Annotated in this window: 21 protein-coding genes and 1 pseudogene; 9 read left to right on the forward strand and 13 right to left on the reverse strand. The window is 70.9% G+C overall.

Annotation, left to right across the window (positions count from 1 at the left end; all coding sequences use genetic code 11):
- Positions 1–106 precede the first annotated feature (106 nt).
- From ACFYOY_RS14320 to ACFYOY_RS14340, 5 genes are all read left to right on the forward strand, one after another.
- Positions 107–1,288: an aromatic acid exporter family protein gene (locus ACFYOY_RS14320; RefSeq protein ID WP_388587150.1), complete on the forward strand. Its 1,182-nt coding sequence runs from the start codon at positions 107–109 to the stop codon at positions 1,286–1,288.
- 71 nt (positions 1,289–1,359) lie between these two features.
- Positions 1,360–2,133, forward strand: a complete 774-nt coding sequence (locus ACFYOY_RS14325) for a VOC family protein (RefSeq protein ID WP_351884004.1) — start codon at positions 1,360–1,362, stop codon at positions 2,131–2,133.
- 189 nt (positions 2,134–2,322) lie between these two features.
- Positions 2,323–2,877: a DUF2243 domain-containing protein gene (locus tag ACFYOY_RS14330; RefSeq protein ID WP_351884002.1), complete on the forward strand. Its 555-nt coding sequence runs from the start codon at positions 2,323–2,325 to the stop codon at positions 2,875–2,877.
- Positions 2,877–3,740 (forward strand): cytochrome c oxidase assembly protein, encoded by an 864-nt coding sequence (locus tag ACFYOY_RS14335; RefSeq protein WP_351884000.1) that lies wholly within the window; start codon positions 2,877–2,879, stop codon positions 3,738–3,740. The genes ACFYOY_RS14330 and ACFYOY_RS14335 overlap by 1 nt, the downstream gene beginning before the upstream one ends.
- Positions 3,740–4,024 carry a glutaredoxin domain-containing protein gene (locus ACFYOY_RS14340; RefSeq protein WP_388587155.1) on the forward strand — a complete coding sequence of 95 codons (285 nt, stop codon included), beginning with the start codon at positions 3,740–3,742 and terminating at the stop codon, positions 4,022–4,024. Before ACFYOY_RS14335 ends, ACFYOY_RS14340 begins: the two co-directional genes overlap by 1 nt.
- A gap of 141 nt (positions 4,025–4,165) precedes the next feature.
- On the opposite strand, the gene ACFYOY_RS14345 is transcribed toward ACFYOY_RS14340, so the two are convergent.
- From ACFYOY_RS14345 to ACFYOY_RS14360, 4 genes are all read right to left on the reverse strand, one after another.
- Entirely contained in the window at positions 4,166–4,858 is a 693-nt protein-coding gene (locus ACFYOY_RS14345) for a GAF and ANTAR domain-containing protein (protein WP_388587158.1), read from the reverse strand.
- 23 nt (positions 4,859–4,881) lie between these two features.
- Positions 4,882–5,415: a gamma carbonic anhydrase family protein gene (locus ACFYOY_RS14350; RefSeq protein WP_351883994.1), complete on the reverse strand. Its 534-nt coding sequence runs from the start codon at positions 5,413–5,415 to the stop codon at positions 4,882–4,884.
- Positions 5,416–5,487: 72 nt separating this feature from the next.
- The gene (locus tag ACFYOY_RS14355) at positions 5,488–6,156 is read right to left on the reverse strand and encodes a DedA family protein (RefSeq protein ID WP_351883992.1); all 669 of its coding nucleotides are present in this window, start codon (positions 6,154–6,156) and stop codon (positions 5,488–5,490) included.
- A 150-nt stretch (positions 6,157–6,306) separates the two neighbouring features.
- On the reverse strand, positions 6,307–6,759 hold the full coding sequence (locus tag ACFYOY_RS14360; RefSeq protein ID WP_351883990.1) for a DUF4442 domain-containing protein: 453 nt from the start codon (positions 6,757–6,759) through the stop codon (positions 6,307–6,309).
- Positions 6,760–6,853: 94 nt separating this feature from the next.
- On the opposite strand from ACFYOY_RS14360, the gene ACFYOY_RS14365 reads away from it, so the two are divergent.
- A complete protein-coding gene (locus ACFYOY_RS14365) occupies positions 6,854–8,005 on the forward strand; it encodes a hypothetical protein (RefSeq protein WP_351883988.1) in 1,152 nt (383 codons plus the stop codon).
- Positions 8,006–8,081: 76 nt separating this feature from the next.
- Positions 8,082–9,383, forward strand: coding sequence for an MFS transporter (locus ACFYOY_RS14370; protein ID WP_388587162.1), 1,302 nt, complete (start codon positions 8,082–8,084; stop codon positions 9,381–9,383).
- Here the strand turns inward: ACFYOY_RS14370 and ACFYOY_RS14375 are convergent.
- From ACFYOY_RS14375 to ACFYOY_RS14385, 3 genes are all read right to left on the reverse strand, one after another.
- Entirely contained in the window at positions 9,370–10,215 is an 846-nt protein-coding gene (locus ACFYOY_RS14375; RefSeq protein WP_351883984.1) for a fused MFS/spermidine synthase, read from the reverse strand. The two genes, ACFYOY_RS14370 and ACFYOY_RS14375, sit on opposite strands and share 14 nt — an antisense overlap.
- Before the next feature lie 110 nt (positions 10,216–10,325).
- Positions 10,326–11,507 carry an elongation factor Tu gene (gene tuf, locus ACFYOY_RS14380; protein ID WP_351883982.1) on the reverse strand — a complete coding sequence of 394 codons (1,182 nt, stop codon included), beginning with the start codon at positions 11,505–11,507 and terminating at the stop codon, positions 10,326–10,328.
- A 97-nt stretch (positions 11,508–11,604) separates the two neighbouring features.
- Complete coding sequence (locus tag ACFYOY_RS14385; protein WP_165449209.1) at positions 11,605–11,757, reverse strand: hypothetical protein; 153 nt, start codon at positions 11,755–11,757, stop codon at positions 11,605–11,607.
- A 309-nt stretch (positions 11,758–12,066) separates the two neighbouring features.
- Between ACFYOY_RS14385 and ACFYOY_RS14390 the strand changes: the two genes are divergently transcribed.
- A complete protein-coding gene (locus tag ACFYOY_RS14390; RefSeq protein WP_351883980.1) occupies positions 12,067–12,825 on the forward strand; it encodes a TVP38/TMEM64 family protein in 759 nt (252 codons plus the stop codon).
- A 30-nt stretch (positions 12,826–12,855) separates the two neighbouring features.
- Here the strand turns inward: ACFYOY_RS14390 and ACFYOY_RS14395 are convergent, their stop codons facing one another.
- Positions 12,856–14,376 carry an MFS transporter gene (locus ACFYOY_RS14395; protein WP_388587167.1) on the reverse strand — a complete coding sequence of 507 codons (1,521 nt, stop codon included), beginning with the start codon at positions 14,374–14,376 and terminating at the stop codon, positions 12,856–12,858.
- A 324-nt stretch (positions 14,377–14,700) separates the two neighbouring features.
- Here ACFYOY_RS14395 and ACFYOY_RS14400 point away from each other — a divergent pair, with 324 nt between their 5' ends.
- Positions 14,701–15,573, forward strand: a complete 873-nt coding sequence (locus ACFYOY_RS14400) for an undecaprenyl-diphosphate phosphatase (protein ID WP_351883978.1) — start codon at positions 14,701–14,703, stop codon at positions 15,571–15,573.
- A gap of 230 nt (positions 15,574–15,803) precedes the next feature.
- Here ACFYOY_RS14400 and ACFYOY_RS14405 read toward each other — a convergent pair whose 3' ends face one another.
- The 5 genes and pseudogenes from ACFYOY_RS14405 to ACFYOY_RS14425 all read right to left on the reverse strand — a co-directional run bounded on the left by ACFYOY_RS14405 (position 15,804) and on the right by ACFYOY_RS14425 (position 21,293).
- A complete protein-coding gene (locus ACFYOY_RS14405) occupies positions 15,804–16,451 on the reverse strand; it encodes an HAD family hydrolase (RefSeq protein WP_388587170.1) in 648 nt (215 codons plus the stop codon).
- Positions 16,452–16,479: 28 nt separating this feature from the next.
- Entirely contained in the window at positions 16,480–17,100 is a 621-nt protein-coding gene (locus tag ACFYOY_RS14410) for a flavin reductase family protein (protein ID WP_388587172.1), read from the reverse strand.
- A gap of 428 nt (positions 17,101–17,528) precedes the next feature.
- Positions 17,529–17,876: pseudogene (locus ACFYOY_RS14415) on the reverse strand (helix-turn-helix transcriptional regulator); the annotation flags it as partial.
- 213 nt (positions 17,877–18,089) lie between these two features.
- Entirely contained in the window at positions 18,090–18,944 is an 855-nt protein-coding gene (locus tag ACFYOY_RS14420) for a DUF5134 domain-containing protein (protein WP_388587228.1), read from the reverse strand.
- A 726-nt stretch (positions 18,945–19,670) separates the two neighbouring features.
- Positions 19,671–21,293: a multicopper oxidase family protein gene (locus ACFYOY_RS14425; protein ID WP_388587175.1), complete on the reverse strand. Its 1,623-nt coding sequence runs from the start codon at positions 21,291–21,293 to the stop codon at positions 19,671–19,673.
- Positions 21,294–21,560: the final 267 nt, after the last annotated feature.

Below are 21,560 nucleotides of genomic sequence, written 5' to 3' on the forward strand. Positions count from 1 at the left end.
GCGGACCGCAGCCCGGCCCCAACCCCGCCCGGCCCTGCATAGGCGGCCCGGCCCCGACCCCGCCCGGTCATGCATAAGCCGACGCGACCCAGGAACCCACTACGCCATGGGGCACGTGATCGAGAAGCTGTATGTGATGCGAGCCGAAGCCCGGGGGATCGCGAACGCGGCGGTGCGGGCGTGGCGGGGGCCGGGGCGGGAGCGCGACCTGGTCGTGCAGTCGCTGAAGGCGGCCGGGGCGGCCACGCTCGCCTGGGCGGTCTCGGGGTGGTGGCTGAAGGATCCGGTGGCGCTGATGGCGCCGTGGGTGGCGGTGGTCCTGGTGCAGGCCACCGTCTACCGTTCGCTGTTCAAGGGGCTGCAGCAGCTGGTGGCCATCGCCGTCGGCACGCTCCTGGCGGCGGGGGCCGAAGCCCTGACGGGGAACACCCTGGCCTCGGTGGCCCTGGTCCTGCCGGTCGTGATGCTGCTCAGCAACTGGCCCCGCCTCGGCGACCAGGGCATCTACGGGCCCACCACCGCGCTGTTCACCCTCACCTCGGGCCCGGTGTCCGGCCTCACGGTCTCCCACCGGCTGCTCCAGTCGCTGCTGGGCGCCGCGATCGGCATCGCGGTCAACGCGCTGATCTTCCCGCCGGTCCATCTGCGGAACGTACGGGAGAACCTCAGCAGTCTGGCGCGCGGGACGGAGGAGACGCTGACGGGCATCGCCGAGGGGCTGGCCCGGGAGGACTGGTCCGAGGACACGGCTGCCGGCTGGCGACGCCTGGCCGACCAGCTCCAACAGCGGCAGGAGAGCCTGCGATCCGCGCGGCTGTGGAGCCATGAGAGCCTCCGGCTGAACCCCAGACTGCCGTGGAAGTCGCGCAGGAATCTGCCGCCGCTTCCCTCCGAGAACGAGGATCAGCGATGGGGCGCGATCGTCGCCCAGGTCGGCACGGTCGTCGACACCATGATCGACATCGCCGACGAGAACCGCACCATCCCCACCCCCGACCAGCAGCCGCTGCGCGACTACGGCCGCCTTCTCGCCGATCTGGCGAGCGCCTGCCGGACCCGGGCGGATCTGATCTGCCTGGCCTCCGCTCCCGAGGACGCGCACGCCCGGCTGGACGAGGCCCTGGACTCCGTGGAACGGCGCCACAACGCCCTGCACAAACAGCTCACCGACGAGCGCAGCGTCTCCCCCGCCACCACCGCCGTCCTGGGCACCCTGCTGATCCAGGCCCAGAACATCTGGCATGACATCGCCCCGGAGACCTGGCCCCACGCCACCGCCGGGGCATAGCACCCGGCCGGCGGGGTACACCGGTGCAGTCCCCGCGCTGGTGTCGGGGCGGAGTGTGAGGAGTGGTGCCCATGAAGCCGATCGGCCACGCACGGCCGGGATTCCCCTGCTGGGTGAGTCTCGCCGCCCCCAGCCTTCAGGCGGCGCAGGAGTTCTACACCGCGGTGCTCGGATGGACCTGGCGGCCCACCGGGGTGGGTGAGGAGTTCCGTACGGCGCTGTTCGGCGGCGCGCCGGTGGCCGGGGTCGGAGCGCTCGCGAGCAGCCTTCGGAGCGCGGCCGCCTGGACGCCGTTCTTCGCCGTGGAGGACGCGGACGCCACCGCGGCACGGATCCATGAGCGGGGCGGCACCGTCGGCGTCGGCCCGCTCCCCTTCGGCCCGGGCCGCCGCGCCGCGCTGGCCGCCGACCGCGACGGCGCCGTCTTCGGCTTCTGGGCGGGGGAGGCGCTGCCCGGCTGGCCGTCGGGTCCGGACGGCGCCCCGGCCTGGCTGGAGCTGCGGACCCGTGACGCGTTCGCGGCCGCCCTCTTCTACGGCGAGGTCTTCGGCTGGGCGTCCCCGGAGGGCAGCTGCTCGGTCGAGTACGAGAACGACGAGGTGATCGTGCGCGAGGCGGGGCGCAAGCTGGCGGTGGTCCACGGCGGCGCCGTCGAGCAGGCCCCCGACCCGGAGGTCCGGCCGCGCTGGTACGTCCACTTCCGCGTCCCCGATGTGACGGCCGCGGTGGCGGCGGCCCGTGCCGCCGGAGGCACCGTCGCCCTCGCGCCGACCGCCTCCCCCACGGGCCGTCAGGCGATCCTGCGCGACCCGGACGGCGGGCTGTTCACCGTCACCGCCGCCTGACGGACGACCGAACCCGGCCCGCCCCCGGCTCGCCCCGTCCCGGCTCGCCCTCGGCCCTCCCCCGGCTCGGCGTATGGCGGAAAGACGGCGCGGACCGGTGACGAAGCCGGCCCGGCCGGGAATCCGTGGTGGCGACGGGCACGCGGGAACACCCTGCCGTCAGGACTGTCGGCGGGACGGAGAGCGGTGATGGCCACGACGGCGGAGGAAACCCGAGCCGGACTGCCGGCGCCGCGCACCATCCGGCTGCCGGGGATCGTGCTGGGGGTGGGGCTCGGCGGATTCCTCGACGGGATCCTGCTGCACCAGCTGCTGCAGTGGCACCACATGCTCAGCAGCACCAATCACGACCACATCGGGGTCAGGTACTACAACCCGCACACCGTCCCCGGGCTGGAGATGAACACCCTGTGGGACGGCATCTTCCACGCCGTGTGCTGGATCGCGGTCCTGCTGGGGCTGGCCCTCCTCTACGCCCGGGTCACCCACGGCCGCCGCCGGATGTGGGGCTCGCGCGTCCTGTGGGGCTGGATCCTGGTCGGCTGGGGCCTGTTCAACCTGGTCGAGGGGGTGCTGGACCACCAGATCCTCGGCATCCACCATGTCCACGGCGGCCCGGAGCAGGCGTGGTGGGACGCCGGTTTCCTCCTCCTGGGCGCCCTGCTGGTGGCCGGCGGCTATCTGCTGCAGCGCGGCGGGGCGCCCGCTGACCCCGAGGCGCCCCGCGCCACTGGACGCGTGTGATGGGTGGCGGCGCGGCCCATCCCGGCCATGGACACGGCGGGGGCGGCGGCCCCCTGGACGTATGGCTGCCGGCCCTCGCCCTGCTGGTGTGTGCCGTCGCCCATGCGCTGGCGGTCCGCCGCGCCCGTCGCCGCAACCCCGCCCAGGGCTGGCCGCCCACGCGGTCGATGAGCTTCGCGGCCGGGCTCGTCCTCCTGGCCGTGGCACTGCTTCCGCCCCTCGCGCCGTTCGCCCATCGGGACTTCCGCGGCCATATGGCCCAGCATCTGCTGCTCGGGATGTACGCACCCCTCGCACTGGTGCTCGCGGCCCCGGTCACCCTGCTGCTGCGCGCCCTGCCCCCGCACCGCGGCCGACGGCTGACCGCCGTACTGCGCTCCCGCCCCGCGCGGCTGCTCGCCCACCCCGTCACCGCTCTGCTGCTGACCACCGGCGGGCTGGTGCTGCTGTACTTCACCCCCCTCTACGACACCGTCATGGGCCGACCCGGGGGGCACTGGCTGACGCACGCCCATTTCCTGCTCTCGGGTTGGCTGTTCGCCTATGTCATCGCTGGTCCCGACCCGGCTCCGGCCCGGCCCGGTGTGCCGGCCCGGCTGGTGGTCCTCGGCGTCGCCATCGCGGCGCACGCCGCCATCGCCCAGGTGATGTACGGGGGCTTCTGGGTCGAGGTCCACGCCCCGATCGCCGAGGTCCAGGGCGGCGCGGAGATCATGTACTACGGCGGCGATGTCGCCGAGCTCCTCCTGGCCGCGGCCCTCGTCGCCACCTGGCGCCCGGTACGGACCCCTCGGAGTGCGTACCGGACACGGCTACGCTCGGTGCGGCGCCCGACCGGGCAGCTCCGAGGAGGGGATGCGTGATGGCGGACCGTGAGGACCAAGACGGAGTGGTGGTGTACTGGCGGCCGCTGTGCCCGTTCTGCATGCACCTGCGTACGCGGCTGCGCCTCGCGCGGCTGCGGCACACCGAGGTGAACATCTGGAGGGATCCGGAGGCGGCCGCGTTCGTCCGATTGGTCGCGGACGGGAACGAGACCGTACCGACCGTGACGGTGGCCGGCCGGCCCATGGTGAACCCGTCGATGGGCGAGTTGATGGAGGCGGTCAGGACCCACGCCCCGCACGTCCTGTCCGAGAACGGATAAGGGTGTCGTACCCGGCGGGCTGGGGTACCCGCCCCGCAAGCCGTCGGCGTACCCCCGGGGGAACTCGGTGGCCAGGCCCTTCCGGTCCAGACCACGGGCCGGAAGAGCCGTTCGGCTGATGCGTCGGCTCCGGCCGATGCGTCAGCCGTCGATACCGCCGCTCTCGCAGATCTGCCGGGCGAGGTCGCGCAGCTTGACGTTCCGCTCCTGGGACACCCGCCGCATCAACGCGAAGGCGTCATCCTCGGTGATCTTCAGGCGTTCGATGAGGATGCCCATGGCCTCCCCGATGGTGTGCCGGGTCTCGATCGCCTGCTGGAGCTGGTCGGCGGTGCGGGCACTGGAGAAGGCGACCGCGGCGTGCGAGGCGAGCAGCCAGCCGGCCGTCTCGCTGGCCTTGGTGAAGGCGGCGGGGCGCGTCGAGTAGAGGTCCAGGGCGCCGAGGTTCTCCTGCTCGGTGTAGAGCAGGAATCCCATCATGCTGCCGATGCCGAGGTCGCGGGCCTGGCTGACGAAGGCCGGCCAGCGCTCCTCGGGCTGGGTGAAGTCCCTGATCCGGAAGACCCGCTCGCCGCCCAGCCGCCGGGCGGCGTCGAAGCAGGGCCCCTCGCCGAGCCGCTCCTGCAGCCGGTCGGAGCGGACCACCAGGCTGTCGGTGGGGGCGAGGGACTCCACTCGCTTGCCGTGGAGCATCAGAATGCCGGCCGCGTCGCAGCCGTCCACGAGGTCCACCGCGGACTCGGAGATCCGCTCGAGCGTGGCCTCCACGGATGCCTGCGCCAGCAGGTCCCGCGCCATGGTGGCCATGCGCTCGGCGAAAGCTTCCCAGTCCATGACCACCATCCGATCACATCTAGCTACTCGCCGCCTCCGAGCGCTTCCCGGTACTGCTTGGCCCGGTCCGCGTACACCCGGGCGTTCAGCTTGATGCCTTCCCGTTCCTCGTCGGTGAGGGCGCGCTTCACCTTCGCCGGCACCCCGGCCACCAGTGAGCCGGGCGGTATCTCCATCCCCTGCGGCACCAGGGCCTGGGCGGCGACCAGCGATCCGGCACCGACCCGGGCGCCGTTGAGGACCGTGGCCCCCATGCCGATCAGCACATCGTCCTCGACCGTGCAGCCGTGCACGACCGCGTTGTGCCCGACGGAGACCCGCTCGCCGATCGAGACCGGGAATCCGGGGTCGACGTGCACCGTGCAATTGTCCTGGATATTGCTGTCCGCGCCGAGGACGATGGGGCCGCCGTCGCCCCGTAGCACCGCCTGGTACCAGATGCTCGATCCCGCGGCCAGCACGACCTCGCCGATCACCACCGACGTGGGGGCCACGAACGCCTCGGGGGCGATCTGTGGCTCCTTGCCGCCGATTCCGAAGATCAAGGCGTCGTGCACCGTTACTCCCACCTGGTCGTCCCCTTCACATTTCCCGCCCTGGCCGGTCCACCGGTCCGACCGGCGGCCGCCTCAGTCGCCGGCCGGGACCGGCTCCGGCTCGGCCGTCTCGGAATCGGCCGCCGTGACCGTGGCGGGCTTGGCCTTCTTGGAGCGCCACTTCATCACGAGCATCGAGCCGAGGCCGAAGAGCAGGGCCAGCACGAGGCCGAGCCAGGAGAAGCGCTTGAGCCAGTCCTCGGCGACCTTGCCCAGGGAGTAGATGACCGCGGTGGTGCCACCGGCCCAGATGATGCCGCCGAGCACATTGGCGATGAGGAACTTCCAGTACGGCATCTGCAGCACACCAGCGAGCGGACCCGCGAAGATACGCAGCAGCGCGATGAAACGGCCGACGAAGACCGCCCACATGCCCCACTTCTGGAAGGAGCGCTCGGCGGTCGCCACATGTTCGGCGCTGAAATGCTTGGGGAATTTACGGCCCAGCCAGGTGAGGAGTGGCTGCCCGCCCTTGCGGCCGATGAGATAGCCGATGGAGTCGCCGATCACCGCGCCCGCGATGGCGCTGCCCCCGAGGATGTAGGGGTTGATGTGGTCCTGCGAGGCCGCCAGCAGCGTCGCGCTGACGAGGACGATCTCACCGGGAAGCGGGATTCCCAGGCTCTCCAGGCCGATGACGAGACCCACGAGCAGATACACGCTGACCGCGGGTACAGTCTCGAGCCATTCCTCGATATGCAACGCCGGTTCCTCCCCATGTGGCGATCGCTTCCCGGCGTGCGCCGGACGGGAGCGCGGCGCACCCCGGGAAGACTACTCAATCGGCACGCGGTCGCCATCATCCCCAGGTCGTGCTCCCGCTCGCGTCGACTCCGGCGAAGGGATGACCGCTCAGGACTGGGGACGTAGGGTCCATACGATGGACATCTCGCCCGTGACCGCGTCGTCCTCCCGGGTGATCACGATGTTCACCGGGAATTCGGGGCGCTTGCCCGCGTCCAGCTCGGCGACCACCTCGGCGGCGGTCCGGCCGAGGGTGGCGGTCGCGGTGACGGGACCCTTGGCGAGCTTCTTGTAGCCGATCTCGGCGCGCACGGCCAGCGGTACGGCGCGGCCGAGCTGATCGCCGAACGCCGCCAGCACGATCGCGCCGCTCGCGGACTCGGCCAGGGTGAACATCGCGCCCGCGTGGGGGCCGCCGACATGGTTGTGGAAGTCGGGCTGGTCGGGCAGGCGCAGCACCGCGCGCTCGGGCGACGCCTCGATGAACTCCAGGTTCAGGGTGCGCACCATGGGCACCGTGGCGGCGAGCATCTCACCGACGGAGGGCTGAGTTTCTGACATGCCACGGAAGTTACCACCCAGTAGCAAACGACGGAAGGGGTGATCACGGGGCAGCCGTAGCAGCCGTCGTCGACCCCCTCTATCGTTACTCGCCATGTGGCCAGGACAGCAGCCGCCCGGGGGCGAGCAGAACAACCCGCAAGGTCAGAACCCCTATCAGCAGCCGGGGTACCAGCAGCCGGGATACGACCAGTCCAACCCGTATCAGCAGCCGGGATACCAGCAGCCCAATCCCTATCAGCAGCCTCCCCAGCAGCCGGGACAGCCCGGCCAGCAGCCGCAGCCGGGGTACGGCCAGCAGCCGGATTACGGCCAGCCGCAGCAGCCCGGTTACGGCCCGCCGCAGGGTCCGCCGCAGCCGACCGGCCAGCAGTGGGGCGCTCCGTCCGGCCCGCCCGGCGCGCCGCAGCCGCCGCGCGACAACAAGAAGCGCACGACGACCATCGCCATCGTCGCGGCGATCGCGGTCGTCGCGGCCGCCGCCATCACCGGTGCCCTGGTACTGGGCAAGGACGACAGCGACGGCGGTGACGAGTCCAAGGGGAAGGACAAGACGCCCGCCGTCTCCTCGTCCGCTCCGACCTCCGACGAGCCGACCGAGGACCCGGCCGGCGGCGGTGCGGACAACCCGCGCGCCGGCGGTGACGCCACCGACGTCAAGGCGGTCATACCCGGCTGGAAGCCGGTCGTCAGCCCCAAGCGGCACAACGCCTTCGACGTCCCCCCGGGGTGGACGGTCGAATCGCCGGGGCTGAGCACCGGTTTCGAGGACGACAAGGGCAAGCCGCTCGTTGTCATGTCTGCTCCGGCCAGGTACAAGAAGGACTACTGCTCGGTCAAGGACAAGGACGGCTACGTCAACAAGAGCCACGCCGCCGGAGCGGGCTCCAAGGGTGCGCAGGGCGCCAAGAACGAGGCGTCGGCCGCCAAGGTCGAGGCCGAGAACTGGGTCTTCGCCGCCTTCGACCAGGATCAGACCGGGACCCGCAAGGTCACCGACGCCAAGAAGTTCACCAGCGCCCACGGCCTCAAGGGCTACACCGCGTCGGCCACCGTCACCGGGGTGAAGAAGACCGACAAGTGCTCCACCGACGGCAAGTCCGTCACGGTGACCTACACGGACACCAACGGTGACTTCGCGACCTGGGTCCTGTACTCCGTCAAGGGCACCAAGGAAGAGGTCCCGGACTCCACGATCAAGAAGATCATGAGTTCGCTGCGGCCGGTGAAGTCGGAGGTCTCCTGACCACCCCCTGACCACCCGATGACGGCGGCCGGAATTCGGTTGGACGCCGGGGCCCGCCCCCAGGGATAGTCCCGATGTGACGACTCCTCCGGCCCCGAGCCTCCGACCGCGCCGCCCCGCGTGGGCCGGCCGCAACTACACACTGCTGACCACCGCCGCCGTGGTGACGGGCCTCGGGAATGCCGGAGCCCTCATCGCGGCGGCGTTCGCGGTGCTGGAGGCCGGTGGGGACGGCGGCGACGTCGGGCTGGTGGCGGCGGCCCGCACGCTTCCGCTGGTCGTCTTCCTGCTGATCGGCGGCGCGCTGGCGGACCGGCTGCCCCGCCACCGGGTGATGGTCGCCGCCAACAGCCTCAACTGCGCCTCGCAGGCGGTCTTCGCCGTGCTCGTCCTGTCCGGCGAGGCGCGGCTGTGGCAGATGGCCGTGCTCTCCGCGCTCGGCGGCACCGGGCAGGCTTTCTTCTCCCCCGCCGCCGAGGGCATGCTGCTCTCCAGCGTCACCGGCGAACAGGCCGCCCGGGCCTTCGCGCTGTTCCGGATGGGCATGAACGGTGCGCAGATCGGCGGGGCCGCGCTCGGCGGCGCGCTGATCGCGGTGGTCGGCCCCGGCTGGATGCTGGCCGTCGACGCCGCCGCGTTCGCGATCGCGGGCGCCCTGCGCGCCCTGCTCGACGTCAGCGCCGTGGCCCGGCGGAAACCCGGGGGCGGCATGCTGCGGGATCTGCGCGAAGGCTGGCACGAAGTCATCGGCCGGCCCTGGCTGTGGTCCATCATCGTGCAGTTCGCCGTCGTCAACGCGGTGGTGGGAGCGGCCGAGTCGGTGTTCGGCCCGCTGGTCGCCGAGGACCATCTGGGCGGCGCGCGCCCCTGGGGGTTCGCGCTCGCGGCGTTCGGCGCGGGAACCGTCCTGGGCGGTCTGCTGATGATGCGCTGGCGGCCGCGCCGACTGCTGCTCGCGGGCTCCTTGAGCATCCTGCCGCTCGCCCTGCCGGCGGCCGCGCTGGCCGTCCCGGTGGCGATTCCGGCGCTGGTCGTCGTGATGTTCCTGGTCGGTGTGTCGGTCGAGGTGTTCGGGGTGTCCTGGATGACCGCGCTGCACCAGGAGATCCCCGAGGACAAGCTGTCGCGGGTCTCGGCGTACGACTGGTTCGGCTCCGTTGCCATGGTGCCGGTCGCCACGGCGCTCGCGGGCCCGGCCGAGGAGAGGTTCGGCCGGTCGGCCTCGCTGTGGGGCTGCTCGGCGCTGATCCTGGCGCTGACGCTGGCGGTGCTGACGGTCCCGGACGTACGGCGGCTGCGCCGGCGCGAGACCACGCCCGTCATCGAGGGCGGACCGGCCGCCACGGACGCCGCCCCGGAGCCGGTCAGCCCACGCTGAACGCCCCGTCCGGCGGCTCGGGCGACGGCGTGGCGTCCTCGTCCCGTACCGGCACCGCGCCGCCCATGAAACGCTCCAGTGCCGCCCCGTACTCGACCCTGGCCGGGAAGGCGTCGGCCGCGGTGCGGCGGGCCAGCACGGCGACCGGCGGTTCGGACTGGGAGGCCACCAGCACGGCGTTGCCGAACCGGCGGCCGCGCAGCACGGACGGCTCCGCGATCAGGGCGAGATGCGCGAACGCCGTGCGGTAGGTGGCCAGTTGGGAGCGGAGGAAGGCGAACGGCGCCCCGTCGGCCAGATTCGCGACGTACCACCCGCCCGGCCGCAGCGCCCGGGCCGCGGCGCGGGCGTACTCCACGGAGGTCAGATGCGCGGGCACCCGCGAACCGCCGAAGACATCGGCCACGATGACATCGGCGGACCCCTCGGGCGCGGACTCCAGCGCCGTCCGGGCGTCCTGCGGCCGCACCGTGATACCCGCCCCGGACGGCAGCGGAAGATGCTCGGCGACCAGCTCCAGCAGCCCCCGGTCGGCCTCGATCACCACCTGGTGCGAGCCGGGGCGGGTGACGGCCAGATAGCGAGGCAGCATCAGCGCCCCGCCGCCCAGGTGCAGAACGTCGAGCGGGGCGCCGGGATCGGCCGCCGCGTCCAGGACATGGGCGATCCGCCGCGCGTACTCGAATTCGAGATGGACCGGATCGTCCAGGTCGACATACGACTGCGGGGCGCCGTCCACCGTGAGCAGCCAGGCGTGCGGGCGGTCCAGGTCCGGCATCAGCTTGGCGGTGCCGCCGTCCACGGACCGGCTTACGGGTATCGGCTCGTTCACCGTCTCATTGTGCCGTCACGGGGCTCGCGCCTCGTGCCATCAGGCGGCTTCGGGCCTCGCCCGCCCCCCCTCCGGCCGGGGAGGCGGGCGAGCGGTGCCGGTTCGTCGCGTTACGGCTGGTCGAGCACGGTGGTCACGGTGCCCGCGCCCACCGTGCGGCCGCCCTCGCGGATCGCGAAGCCGAGGCCCGGCTCCAGCGGTACGGCGCGGCCGAGCTCGACCGTCATGGTGACGGTGTCACCGGGGCGCGCCACCGTGACGGGCCCCAGGTCCACGGCGCCGACCACATCGGCCGTGCGGAGGTAGAACTGCGGGCGGTAGCCGGTGGACACCGGCCTCCGCCGCCCGCCCTCGGCCGCCGACAGGACGTACACCCGCGCGGTGAAGCGCCGCCTCGGCACGAGGCTGCCGGGCGCGGCCACCACATCGCCGCGGCGCACCGCGTCCCGCGCCACCCCGCGCAGCAGCAGCGCGACATTGTCGCCCGCCTCGGCCGCCGCCATGGACTTGCCGAAGGTCTCCACACCGGTGACCACCGTGGCCACCTCGCTGCCGGGCACCTCGACACGGTCGCCGACCCGTACCGTGCCGCGCTCGATGGCGCCGGTGACCACCGTGCCGCGGCCGGTGATGGTCAGCACGTTCTCCACCGGTAGCAGGAACGGGGCCTGGGTGTGGCGCACGGGCGTCGGCACATAGATGTCCACGGCGTCCAGCAGCGCCTCGATCGCCCCGGTCCACCGCGGGTCGCCGTCCAGCGCCCGCAGCCCGGAGACCCGTACGACGGGCGTGGTGTCGCCGGGATAGCCGTGCGCGGAGAGCAGCTCGCGCACCTCGAGCTCGACGAGGTCGGTGAGCTCGGGGTCGCCCACGTCGGCCTTGTTGAGGGCCACCACGATATGGTCGACACCGACCTGACGGGCCAGCAGCACATGCTCGGCGGTCTGCGGCATCACCCCGTCGAGCGCGGAGACGACGAGGATGGCCCCGTCGATCTGGGCGGCGCCGGTCACCATGTTCTTGATGAAGTCGGCGTGGCCGGGCATGTCGACATGCGCGTAGTGGCGGGTTTCGGTCTCGTACTCGACATGCGCGATGTTGATGGTGATGCCGCGCGCGGCCTCCTCCGGCGCCCGGTCGATACGGTCCGCCGGTACGTAGGCCCCGCCGGTGCCGCGCTCGCTCAGCACCTTGGTGATGGCGGCGGTCAGCGTGGTCTTGCCGTGGTCGACATGGCCCATGGTGCCGATGTTCAGATGCGGCTTGGTGCGCACATAGGTCTGCTTGGACATGTGACGGTCTCTCCTCGTCAGCGGGGGTGGGAAGCGCGGACCCCAGAACCTCGCCGACCCTCCCCCTGGGGGATCCGTCGGAGTTGTCCGAGGAGGGTCAGCTTCGGGCGCCGTGGAGGCAGACGGCGGGAACGGCGGCGGGCGGATCCGTCGTGAGGGCGGCGACCGCGGCCGGAGCGAGAGAGGGGACGGCAGCCTTCGGCGCGTCCGCGACCGCGGACGTCGGCGTGAGGAAGGCGAGCCGGAACATGCTGTGATCTTCGCGCACTGTACGGTCCGCGTCGAATGGTTTTCGGTGCGTACGGGGCCGGTGGGACCGGTGGCCCGGGAGCGAACGCCTGGTGGCACAGGAATGGTTGGCCAGCCGCCCGGTCTGCTCGTTTCCGGTGTCCGCCCCGGGCCCGGCGACTGGTTATCGACCGTCCGCCGACTGATTTCGGACCGTCTGCCGACTGGTTTGAGACGGTCCGCCGACCCTCTGTCGACGGTCTGCCGACAATCGGACGACAACGCGACGACATCACGGCGCCCGCCCGGCTTGGTCGGTTACGCTCCACCGATGCTCGATGTCGCCGCACCGCCCGCGAAACCGGCCACGCGCCGCGCCCGCGCCGTGCTCCTCTCGCCGTGGTCACGGCTGGGGCTGCTCGCCGCGCTGCTCACGGGTTCCGCGATCGCGGTCTGGCTGTGGCAGCCGCAGCGGCTGCTGACCCACGGCTGGCCGGAGCTGTCGGGCGCGACGGCCGTGGTGCTGTTCACGGCCGCGTACGGGGTGGGCACCGCCGCGCTGGTGCCCCGGCCGCTGCTGAACCTGGCGGCCGGTGCGCTCTTCGGCATCCAGGCCGGGCTGGTCACGGCCGTCGGCGGCACGGTGATCGGCGCCGGGATCGCCTTCGGTCTCGGCCGGCTGCTGGGGCAGGACGCGCTGCGTCCGCTGCTGCGGGGCCGCTGGCTCACGGCGGCGGACCGGCAGCTGAGCCACCACGGGTTCCGGTCCATGCTGGCGATCCGGCTGTTCCCCGGCGTACCGTTCGCCGCCGCCAACTACTGCGCTGCCGTCTCACGGATGGGCTGGCCGTCGTTCCTGCTGGCCACGGGGCTGGGCAGTGTGCCGAACACCGCCGCGTACGTGGTCGCGGGCAGTCGCGCCACCACCCCCGCCTCCCCCGTCTTCCTCCTCGCGATGGCCTTCATCACGGTGCCCGCCGTCGCGGGGGCGCTGGTGGCCTGGCGCAAGCGCGGCCGGCTGCGGCCCGCCGGCCCCGGGGAGCGCCTCGGCGAGGACGCGGCCGCGGGCGAGACGCCGCCGTCGGCCTGACGAGCAGCGGACCGGCGGCGGGCGACGCGCTCAGCCGCCGGCCGGTCCGTGGGCGGAGGCGGAAGCGGCGGCCGCGCGGGCGGACAGCGGCTCGGCGATGTCCTCGAGCGGTCGCTGTTCCGCCGGGATGGCGAGGAAGGCGGCGACGAGCCCGGTGGCGACCATGAGCGCCGCCCCGATGGAGAAGGCCAGCGCGGTGTCGGCGACGACTCCGCCCTGGGTCAGATCCGAGAAGATCAGCGGCCCGGTGATGCCCCCGGCCGCCGTGCCGATGGCGTAGAAGAAGGCGATGGCCATAGCGCGCGTCTCCATCGGGAAGACCTCGCTGACCGTCAGATACGCGGAGCTCGCACCGGCCGAGGCGAAGAAGAGGACCACGCACCAGCAGGCGGTCATCGTGGCCGCGCTGAGCCAGCCGTTGCCGAACATCCAGGCGGTGATGAACAGCAGCACACCGGAGAGGAGGTAGGTCCCCGAGATCATCACGCGGCGGCCGACCGTGTCGAAGAGCCTGCTCAGCAGGGCCGGCCCGAGGAAGTTGCCGAAGGCGATGACCGCGAAGTAGTAGCCGGTGTCTCCGGTGGGCACATCGAAGAACCGCACCAGGATCGACCCGAAGCCGAAGGTGATGGCGTTGTAGAGAAACGCCTGCCCGATGAAGAGGGCCAGCCCCAGGACCGCGCGCCGGGGATACGCCCGGAACAGCGTCCGGGCGATCTCGATGAAGCCGGTGCTCTTCCGCGTCTTGATGGTGATGGCCTTGTCCGGTTCGGGGTGGCACCGCCCGGTCTCGTCCTCGATCCGCCGTTCGGCCGCCGCGACCAGCTCCCCGGCGCCCTCCGCCCGGCCGTGGATGTACATCCAGCGCGGGCTCTCCGGGACGTTCCGGCGCACCAGCACGATGACCAGGCCGAGGACGACGCCGAGGGCGAAGGTGAGCCGCCAGCCGACGTTGAGCGCGAAGAAGTTCGTGTTGAGCATCAGCACGGAGAGCAGCGAGCCGCCCATCGCGCCGAGCCAGAAGCTCCCGTTGATGACCAGATCGACGCGGCCCCGGTACTTGCTGGGGATCAGCTCGTCGATCGCGGAGTTGATGGCCGCGTACTCCCCGCCGATGCCGAAGCCGGTGAGGAAGCGGAAGAGGAAGAACCACCAGGCGGAGAAGGCGATGGCGGTGAGCGCGGTGGCGGCCAGATAGACCCCGAGCGTGATGAGGAAGAGCTTCTTGCGGCCGTAGCGGTCGGTCAGCCAGCCGAAGACCAGCGCCCCGATGCAGGCCCCGGCCACATAGAGGGCCGCCGCGACCCCGGTGACCTGCGCGTCGGTGATGGGAAGCCCGCTGCCGGGCTCGGAGAGGCGGCTGGCGATATTGCCGACGACGGTCACTTCGAGACCGTCCAGGATCCATACGGTGCCGAGCCCGATCACGATCATCCAGTGCCAGCGCGACCAGGGCAGCCGGTCCAGCCGTGCCGGAACCTTGGTGGTGATCGTCCCGCCGGGCCCGTCCCCTCGGCCTCCTTGTCCTCCGTCGCGCCCGATCGCGGTCATACGGTTCGGCTCCTCGGCTGTCCAGGCCGTCCACGGCTGATCACAGCTCTCCACGGCTGATCACGGCTGTCCACGGCTGATCCTCACCAGGGCGCCCGCGGCCGGGCGGCCGAGCGCCGAGTACCCAAGGTCAAAGCGATGAACCGATGGTCCGACCAGGCCCTTGATGGGCCGCGCACCCGGGGACGCTACGCTGCCCACAACCGGCGGTTGATCCTCGACCGCCGGCTTCCCACCGACCACCCCGCCTGAATCGGTCACGCCTGGCCATCTCTGGCTAGAAACCGATCAGCGCACGATCAGCCTCTGGATAGCGAAGACTCAATGTCGTGGTTTGAATCATTCATCCTCGGGCTGGTCCAGGGGTTGACTGAGTTTCTTCCGATCTCCTCCAGCGCCCATCTGCGGCTCACGGCCGCGTTCGCCGGCTGGAACGACCCTGGGCCCGCGTTCACCGCGATCACCCAGATCGGCACGGAGCTCGCGGTGCTCATCTACTTCCGCAAGGACATCGTCAACATCGTGACGGCCTGGTTCCGCTCGCTCTTCAGCAAGGAGTGGCGCGGCAACCACGACGCCCAGATGGGCTGGCTGGTGATCGTCGGCTCGCTGCCCATCGGTGTGCTCGGGCTCACCCTGCAGGACGCGATCGAGGGTCCGTTCCGCGATCTGCGGCTCATCGCCACGACCCTCGTGGTCATGGGCCTGGTCCTGGGCTTCGCGGACCGGCGTGCGGCGCGCGATGAGTCGGGCGGCCGGCATCGCGTCGCCAACCAGCGCAAGACGCTCAAGGAGCTGAGCATCCGGGACGGCCTCATATTCGGCGTCTGCCAGGCGATGGCGCTGGTGCCGGGGGTCTCCCGGTCCGGCGCGACCATCAGCGGCGGACTGCTCATGGGCTACACCCGCGAGGCGGCGGCCCGCTATTCCTTCCTTCTCGCGGTGCCGGCGGTGCTCGCCTCGGGCGCCTTCGAGCTGAAGGACGCATCCGAGGGGCATACGGCGTGGGGTCCGACAATCTTCGCGACCGTTATCGCCTTCTTTGTCGGATATGTCGTCATCGCATGGTTTATGAAGTTCATTTCCAGCAAGAGCTTCATGCCGTTTGTGATCTACCGGATTCTGCTGGGCATCGCGCTCTTCGCGCTGGTGGGCTTCGGTGTGCTGAGCGCCCACGCGGCCGAGTCGGCGGGCTGACGCGCTTCTCCGCACTGACAGGGAGATGGGCCGCCGGCCGAGGAGGGAGGAGTCCGGCGGCCCCTTCGCTCAGGTCTGGCGCCTCCTGAGCGGCATGGGACGAGTCAATCGCCCCGCGGGGCACCCGGGAAGGGTGTGCGGTAGATATATGCAAGCACTCGCATCACACCGGGTGTGAATTCCTCACCCAGCGCACGCCCCTGCCCTGAGCCGGCGGGCCACGGGGACGGTCACACCGACGGTTCGGTGACGATCTCCACCAGCTGACTCAACGAGTCGATCCGCCAGTCCGCCATCGCCGCGTCGGCGGTACCGGCCCACAGATACGCCCACGGCCCACGGCGGATATGCGCGGCCCGTAGCCCGGCGGCCTTCGCCGGCCGGATGTCGAAGGCCGGATAGTCACCCACATACAGCGTGTCCCCCGGCGCGGCGCCGCCGAGCTCCAGCACCCGCCGGAAGAACTCCGGGTCGGGCTTGGCGACCCCCCACTCACTGGACGTCGCCACGGCGTCGACCGGCAGCCCCAGCTCCCGCAGCAGCTCACCCGCCCGCACCGACTGATTCCCGGCCAGCACCACCCGCAGCCCCGACTCCCGCAGCCCGCCGAGCGCGGACCGCACATCGGGGTACACGTCCGACTCGTCCAGCCACTCCTCCCGCCCCGCCGCCTCCCGCTCCCGCCGCTCGGCGTCGATGTCCACGCCCGGCCGCACCAGACGGATCGCGTCCTTGTCGTCCCGCCCCTGCGCGACAACGGCCCCCACCAGAGCGGACAGGGTGTGTCGCGGCACCCCGAGCCAGTCGGCCCAGGAACCCCAGTAGCGGTCCTCACGGACGAGGGTCGAGCCGATGTCGAACACGACGCTCTCGATCACCGCGGCCCCTTCCTCCGGCCCCTGGCCCTCACACCTTCTCGGGCCCCTGGCTCTCCCAGTCCGCGTAACGGATCCGGGCCAGATCCAGCACCTCACCGACCGTGCCCCACTCGTTCTTCCCCAGCCGGGACAGCGGCCGCAGCCTGGTGATCTCCGCATGCCCGTCCACCATCACCGCGTCGTCGATCGCGGCATGCACCACCCGCCCGAAGACCACCGTCGAATTCCCGAGCCCCATCGTGCTGTGCACCACGCACTCCAACGCCACCGGTGACCCCGCCACCCGAGGCGGCTTCACCCGCGCACTCGCCTCCTGCGCCACCCCCACCGCCTCGAACTCGCTCACCCCGTGCGGAAAGTCCGTCGCGGTCGCGTTGACCTGCTCGAACAGCCCCTCCGGCGCAAGGTTCACCACGAACTCCCCGGTGTCCTCGACGTTCCGCAGCGAGTCCTTACGTCCCACAGAGGTGAACTGCACGATGGGCGGGGCCACGGCCGCGACGGTGAAGAACGAGTGGGGGGCGAGGTTCGCGGAACCATCCCGGCCCACCGTCGACACCCAGGCGATCGGCCGGGGCACGATCACCGAGGTCAGCAGCTTGTAGAAGGGATTGCGGCCCACGGTCTCAGGGTCAAAGTCGATACGCATACGGCCCAGTATCCGCTGGCGTCGGCGGCGCATCCTAACGGCGATCCGCAGCCTCCAGCAGTCGAACTGAAGTCACCGCGCTCGCTGTCCGGCCGGTGAAGTCGGCCCACCAGAGCATGCGCCAACTCAGCCACGAGGAACAGCCCCTCCCTGAACACCGCCTGATCGCCATCCCGGATGACCAGGTCGGCCTCAATGTCCACGAGCAGCACTCCCAAAGGTGCCGTCCTCAACTGGAGGCCGCGATGGCACAGATCCGGCACACCCAAGTTCTGGTATACGAACCTCACCGACATCCGGCCCGCCCGAGCGTTCAAGGGCCACAGATCTACAGGCCACCCAGGCGGCGAACCTACCAAGCGGACCCATCACGCCCACGTTGGAATGCGGGACAAGCCGTAGCAGCGATTGCCGAACCGTTCTGGGAGTCAAAGGACGTCGCCGTTGAGGTAGCGAACCGTGGTGCCCACGGTTCGCCGGAACGCCGCGAGAAACGCGCTCGGTGTCGCAAACCCCACCGCGTGCGCGACCCGGGACACGGGCTGGCCCTCGGCGAGGAGGGACAGCGCCGCCCGCAGCCGCATATGGGCGCGCCAGCGATCGAAGCTCATCCCGGTGTCATGGACAAAGAGCCGGGTCAGGGTGCGTCGGCTCACCCCAACGGCCCGCGCGTGCGACTCAAGGCTCCGCCGGTCCGAGGGATCTGCGAGCAGCGCGTCAGCTACAGCACGCACCCGTTCGCCGAGGGGCTGCGGCACGTCGATGGCCGTGATGGGCGAGGACTCCGCACCTGAGCCGCTCCCGTAGGATCGCCGCGCGGGGACGCGATGTGCCCGGCCACGACATGACCTCCAACCGCCTGCGGCTCACGGGGCGGCGAGCGCCTCCCGGACCGGCGTACGAGATGCCTGGCACGGGAATCACCATGCCCACTGCGAGAGGGCTACTCATCGCCACAAGGAGCAGCACTTCGTAGCCGCGCGCCCCCGTTATACGGCCATCATCAGCAGCATGGCCGTCATGGTCGCTCCCATGCCGAGGTGAGCGGCCAGCGCCGCATCCGGCGAGGCACCGATACGGCGGCGTCGGCGCTGGGGCCGGTACCGGCTTTCATCGTCTGCGGCAGAGCCGGTCTTGCGGGCGAGCCGAGCCTTGTCCCAGACAGAGAGGGTCAGCGAGACAAGGAAGACGACGATCGCGTCCGGCGCGGCCAGCAACCAGCGGGCCCAGGAGCGAGGCCGGCCGGCTCCGCGACCGGCCGCGTGCGTCGACCGTTCGGTGCCGTGGACTCGCGTCCACACGGATGCGGCGACGGACAGCAGGAAGTACACGGCGAGCGCCACGGCAACGCCCCGCCACACGGAAGAGGATCCCGCCGAGGAGGCGGCGTCGGCTGAGGCACCCGTCATGCCCGGCATGCTCATCCCTTCCATCCCTTCCATCCCTTCCATTCCCTCCATCCCAGGCATCGCCTCCATACCGTGCGTGTTCTCCGTGCCGGGCATGCCTGCCATGGAGCTGCCCAGGGCGAGCACGGGGCCGGAAGGAGTACTCGTCATGGCGAGGGTCATGATCACCATGCCGGCGCTGCCGATGATGAGATGCGTCCAGTGGCGGCCGCTCTTCCAGCCGCCCGCCCTCGTGTGGTGGACGGCCATCACCATGCCTCCCAGACCGAGGACGGCGAACAGGGAGGCCCACCACACGCCGTGCGCTCCATACCAAGCCGCCGTCGCGGGAAGGGCCATGAAGGCCATGCACAGCCCCATCAGCAGATCACCGGACGCCGCGAACCGTGCCCCACCGCCGACGGTGGCCAGCCGCACCAGGCTGACGGCGGCCACGAACGCCGCAATCAGCGCTATAGCCGAACTCAATGCCGTATTTCCCATTGCCACTCACTGCCACCCTCTCGAATCAACGGTCCTGTTGGCGTGGCGCAGCCACGTGCCGACGCGCCGGACAGCGCCGTGCGGCCACTCACTGGCTACTAGCACCCTTAGTACGTGGTGGGCCTGGCGACCGTTCACCAACACGGAAAAACCCCACGGGGCCCCCTCCGCAGTGGTCCAATGCCGCATGCCATGCGGGGCGTATCCGGTATGGCAGCCCGTTCAGCGACGGCGACGACGGGGCCCGTCGCACCTCACACGCAAGCTCCGGCCGTGCACCCGGGAGGCTCACAGCGCGAACAACACCGCGCGCGTTGTTACTGCAACAGGGCCATCCCCATGCCGGCATGGGGATGGCCCTGTTGACTTACTCCTAGCCCGGGCCGCTAGATGGCGGCTCGCTCTCCCTGAGCGGCCGGAGCGGTGTCGACCCGAACCGCCGCCGCGGCCTTGTCACCGCGCATCGGCAGCGTGCTCAAGCCCCCCACCGCGGCGTGGGCTCGACCGCGGACAGCCACACCAACCCGGCCGTCAGCACCAGCGGCCCGCCGCCGATGAGTTCTCCGTCGTCCGGGCTCCGGAGGTGGGGTGGGACTCCGCCGGCCGCGTGTTCCAGCTGCTGGTGCCGCCGTGTTGCTGCTGACAACGGCCGGTTACCGGCTTAGAACTCGCGATGTGTCAGCGCTGGTAGGCCACGAGCGCCATCATTCCCGCCTCACCGTGGTAGGCATTGTGGCAGTGCATCAGCCACTGGCCCGGATTGTCCGCGTCGAAGAAGACGGACAGCTTCTTCTTGGGCAGCACGATCGCGGTGTCCTTGCGCGGACCCGTGGCGCCGAGCTGGTAGGTATGGCCGTGCAGATGCATCGGGTGCCACATCTCGGTGTCGTTGACGAAGTCCAACCGCACCCGCTGCCCCGTCTCGACCCGCAGCGGGTTCGCCGCCAGCTCGTTCATGTCGAGCCTCCTGCCGTTGATGCCCCAGTCGTACGCGCCCATGCCGCCGGTCAGCGTGATGCGGTGCACCCGGTCCGCCTTCTTCGACGGCAGCCGTACGTCATCGGAGGCACGCAGTTGGGACGCGGTCATGATCCTGCCGTTCAGTTCCTTCGGCCGGACGGCCCGCGGAGGGGCGTCGCCCGATCCGGTACGCATCAGCCCCATGGCGGTCTGCCCCTTCCCCTCCGCGAGCGCGACCAGCGGGAAGGCACCATCGCCGAGGGTGACCAGCACGTCGTACCGCTCGCCCATGCCGATCAGCAGGGCGTCGACCTGCTCGTGCTCGACGGGGTAGCCGTCGGTGTGGGTGATGGTGAGCTTGTGGCCGCCGAGCGCCACCCGGTACGCGGTATCGGAACCGGCATTGATGATCCGCAGCCGCACCCGCTTGCCCGGCTTGCTCTTGAATACGTCCGGGTCGGCCGCCACCTTGCCGTTGACCAGGTGGTGCGGGTACTTCACATCCCCAGCGTCGCCCCCGAGCAGCTCGCTGGTGGCATCCATCATCATGAACTTCATCGACATGCCACCGGAGGCCTTTGACGGGGAAGGCGAGTGGCGCGTCCCGTGCTTGCTTCCGCCGCTCATGTCCATGCCGCCCATGCCCTCCATATCATGGCCGGACGACCCGCCATGACCGGCGCCGTCGCCCATACCCGCCATGCCCTGCCTGAGTTCTGCGAAGACCTCATCAGGGGTGCCGGTGACGCCGTCGACCCAGTCGTCGAGCACGACGACCCACTCGTCGTCGCAGGACAGTGGCTCCTTGGGGTCCTCGACGATCAACGGGGCGTACAGGCCGCGGTCGAGCTGAACACCGACATGCGGGTGGAAGAAGTATGTTCCGGGAGTGTCGGCGATGAAGCGGTAGGTGAAGTTGCTGCCGGCCCGCACCGCTCGCTGAGTGGTCGGCGGTACGCCGTCCATGTCGTTGCGCAGGGCCAGGCCGTGCCAGTGGATGGAGGTCGTGGTCTTGTCCGGGAGCTGGTTGGACAACTCGGCGGCCAGCGTGTCCCCAGCGGAGACCCTGATCTCCTTGCCAGTGGCCTGACCGTTGAAGCCCCAGGTTTTCGCCGTGATGCCGCCGCCCAGTCCGAGCGTGACGGACGCGGCGGTCAGGGAGAGATCGTGCACCTTGCCGGTGCCGGTGCGCTTCTTCTCTGTTCGGACGACCTCGGAGCCGGAGGGGCTGACGAGGGCGGCGGCATTGCCGTTGGAGTCGCCGCGGCAGGCCGCGAGCGCGCCGGCGCCCGCGGCGCCGAGCCCGGCAAGAAGCAGGGAGCGGCGGTTGATGCTGTTCACGAATGGTCCTCTTCTCGATGTGCCCATAGGTCGGTGCGGCCCGGCTGCTCGCCTCACGTGGACGCGAGGGGCGCCGTTGGGCACGGCCTATATGCGGAGTCGAGAGAGAACAGACAGGTCTGGCGGTGCTCTGGGCACCGTTCCAGCGGCTTCCGGCCCGGCAGTGGCTGTCTCGTACGGGCGACGGTCATGTCCGACGAAGGACGCGGGCGGCGGCGCGAGCTTCACCGTATCGACGCTCGCGGTGGAGCAGTGAGCCATGCCGCT

It is taken from the genome of Streptomyces sp. NPDC007875 (assembly GCF_042868035.1).
Taxonomy (GTDB): domain Bacteria; phylum Actinomycetota; class Actinomycetes; order Streptomycetales; family Streptomycetaceae; genus Streptomyces; species Streptomyces antimycoticus.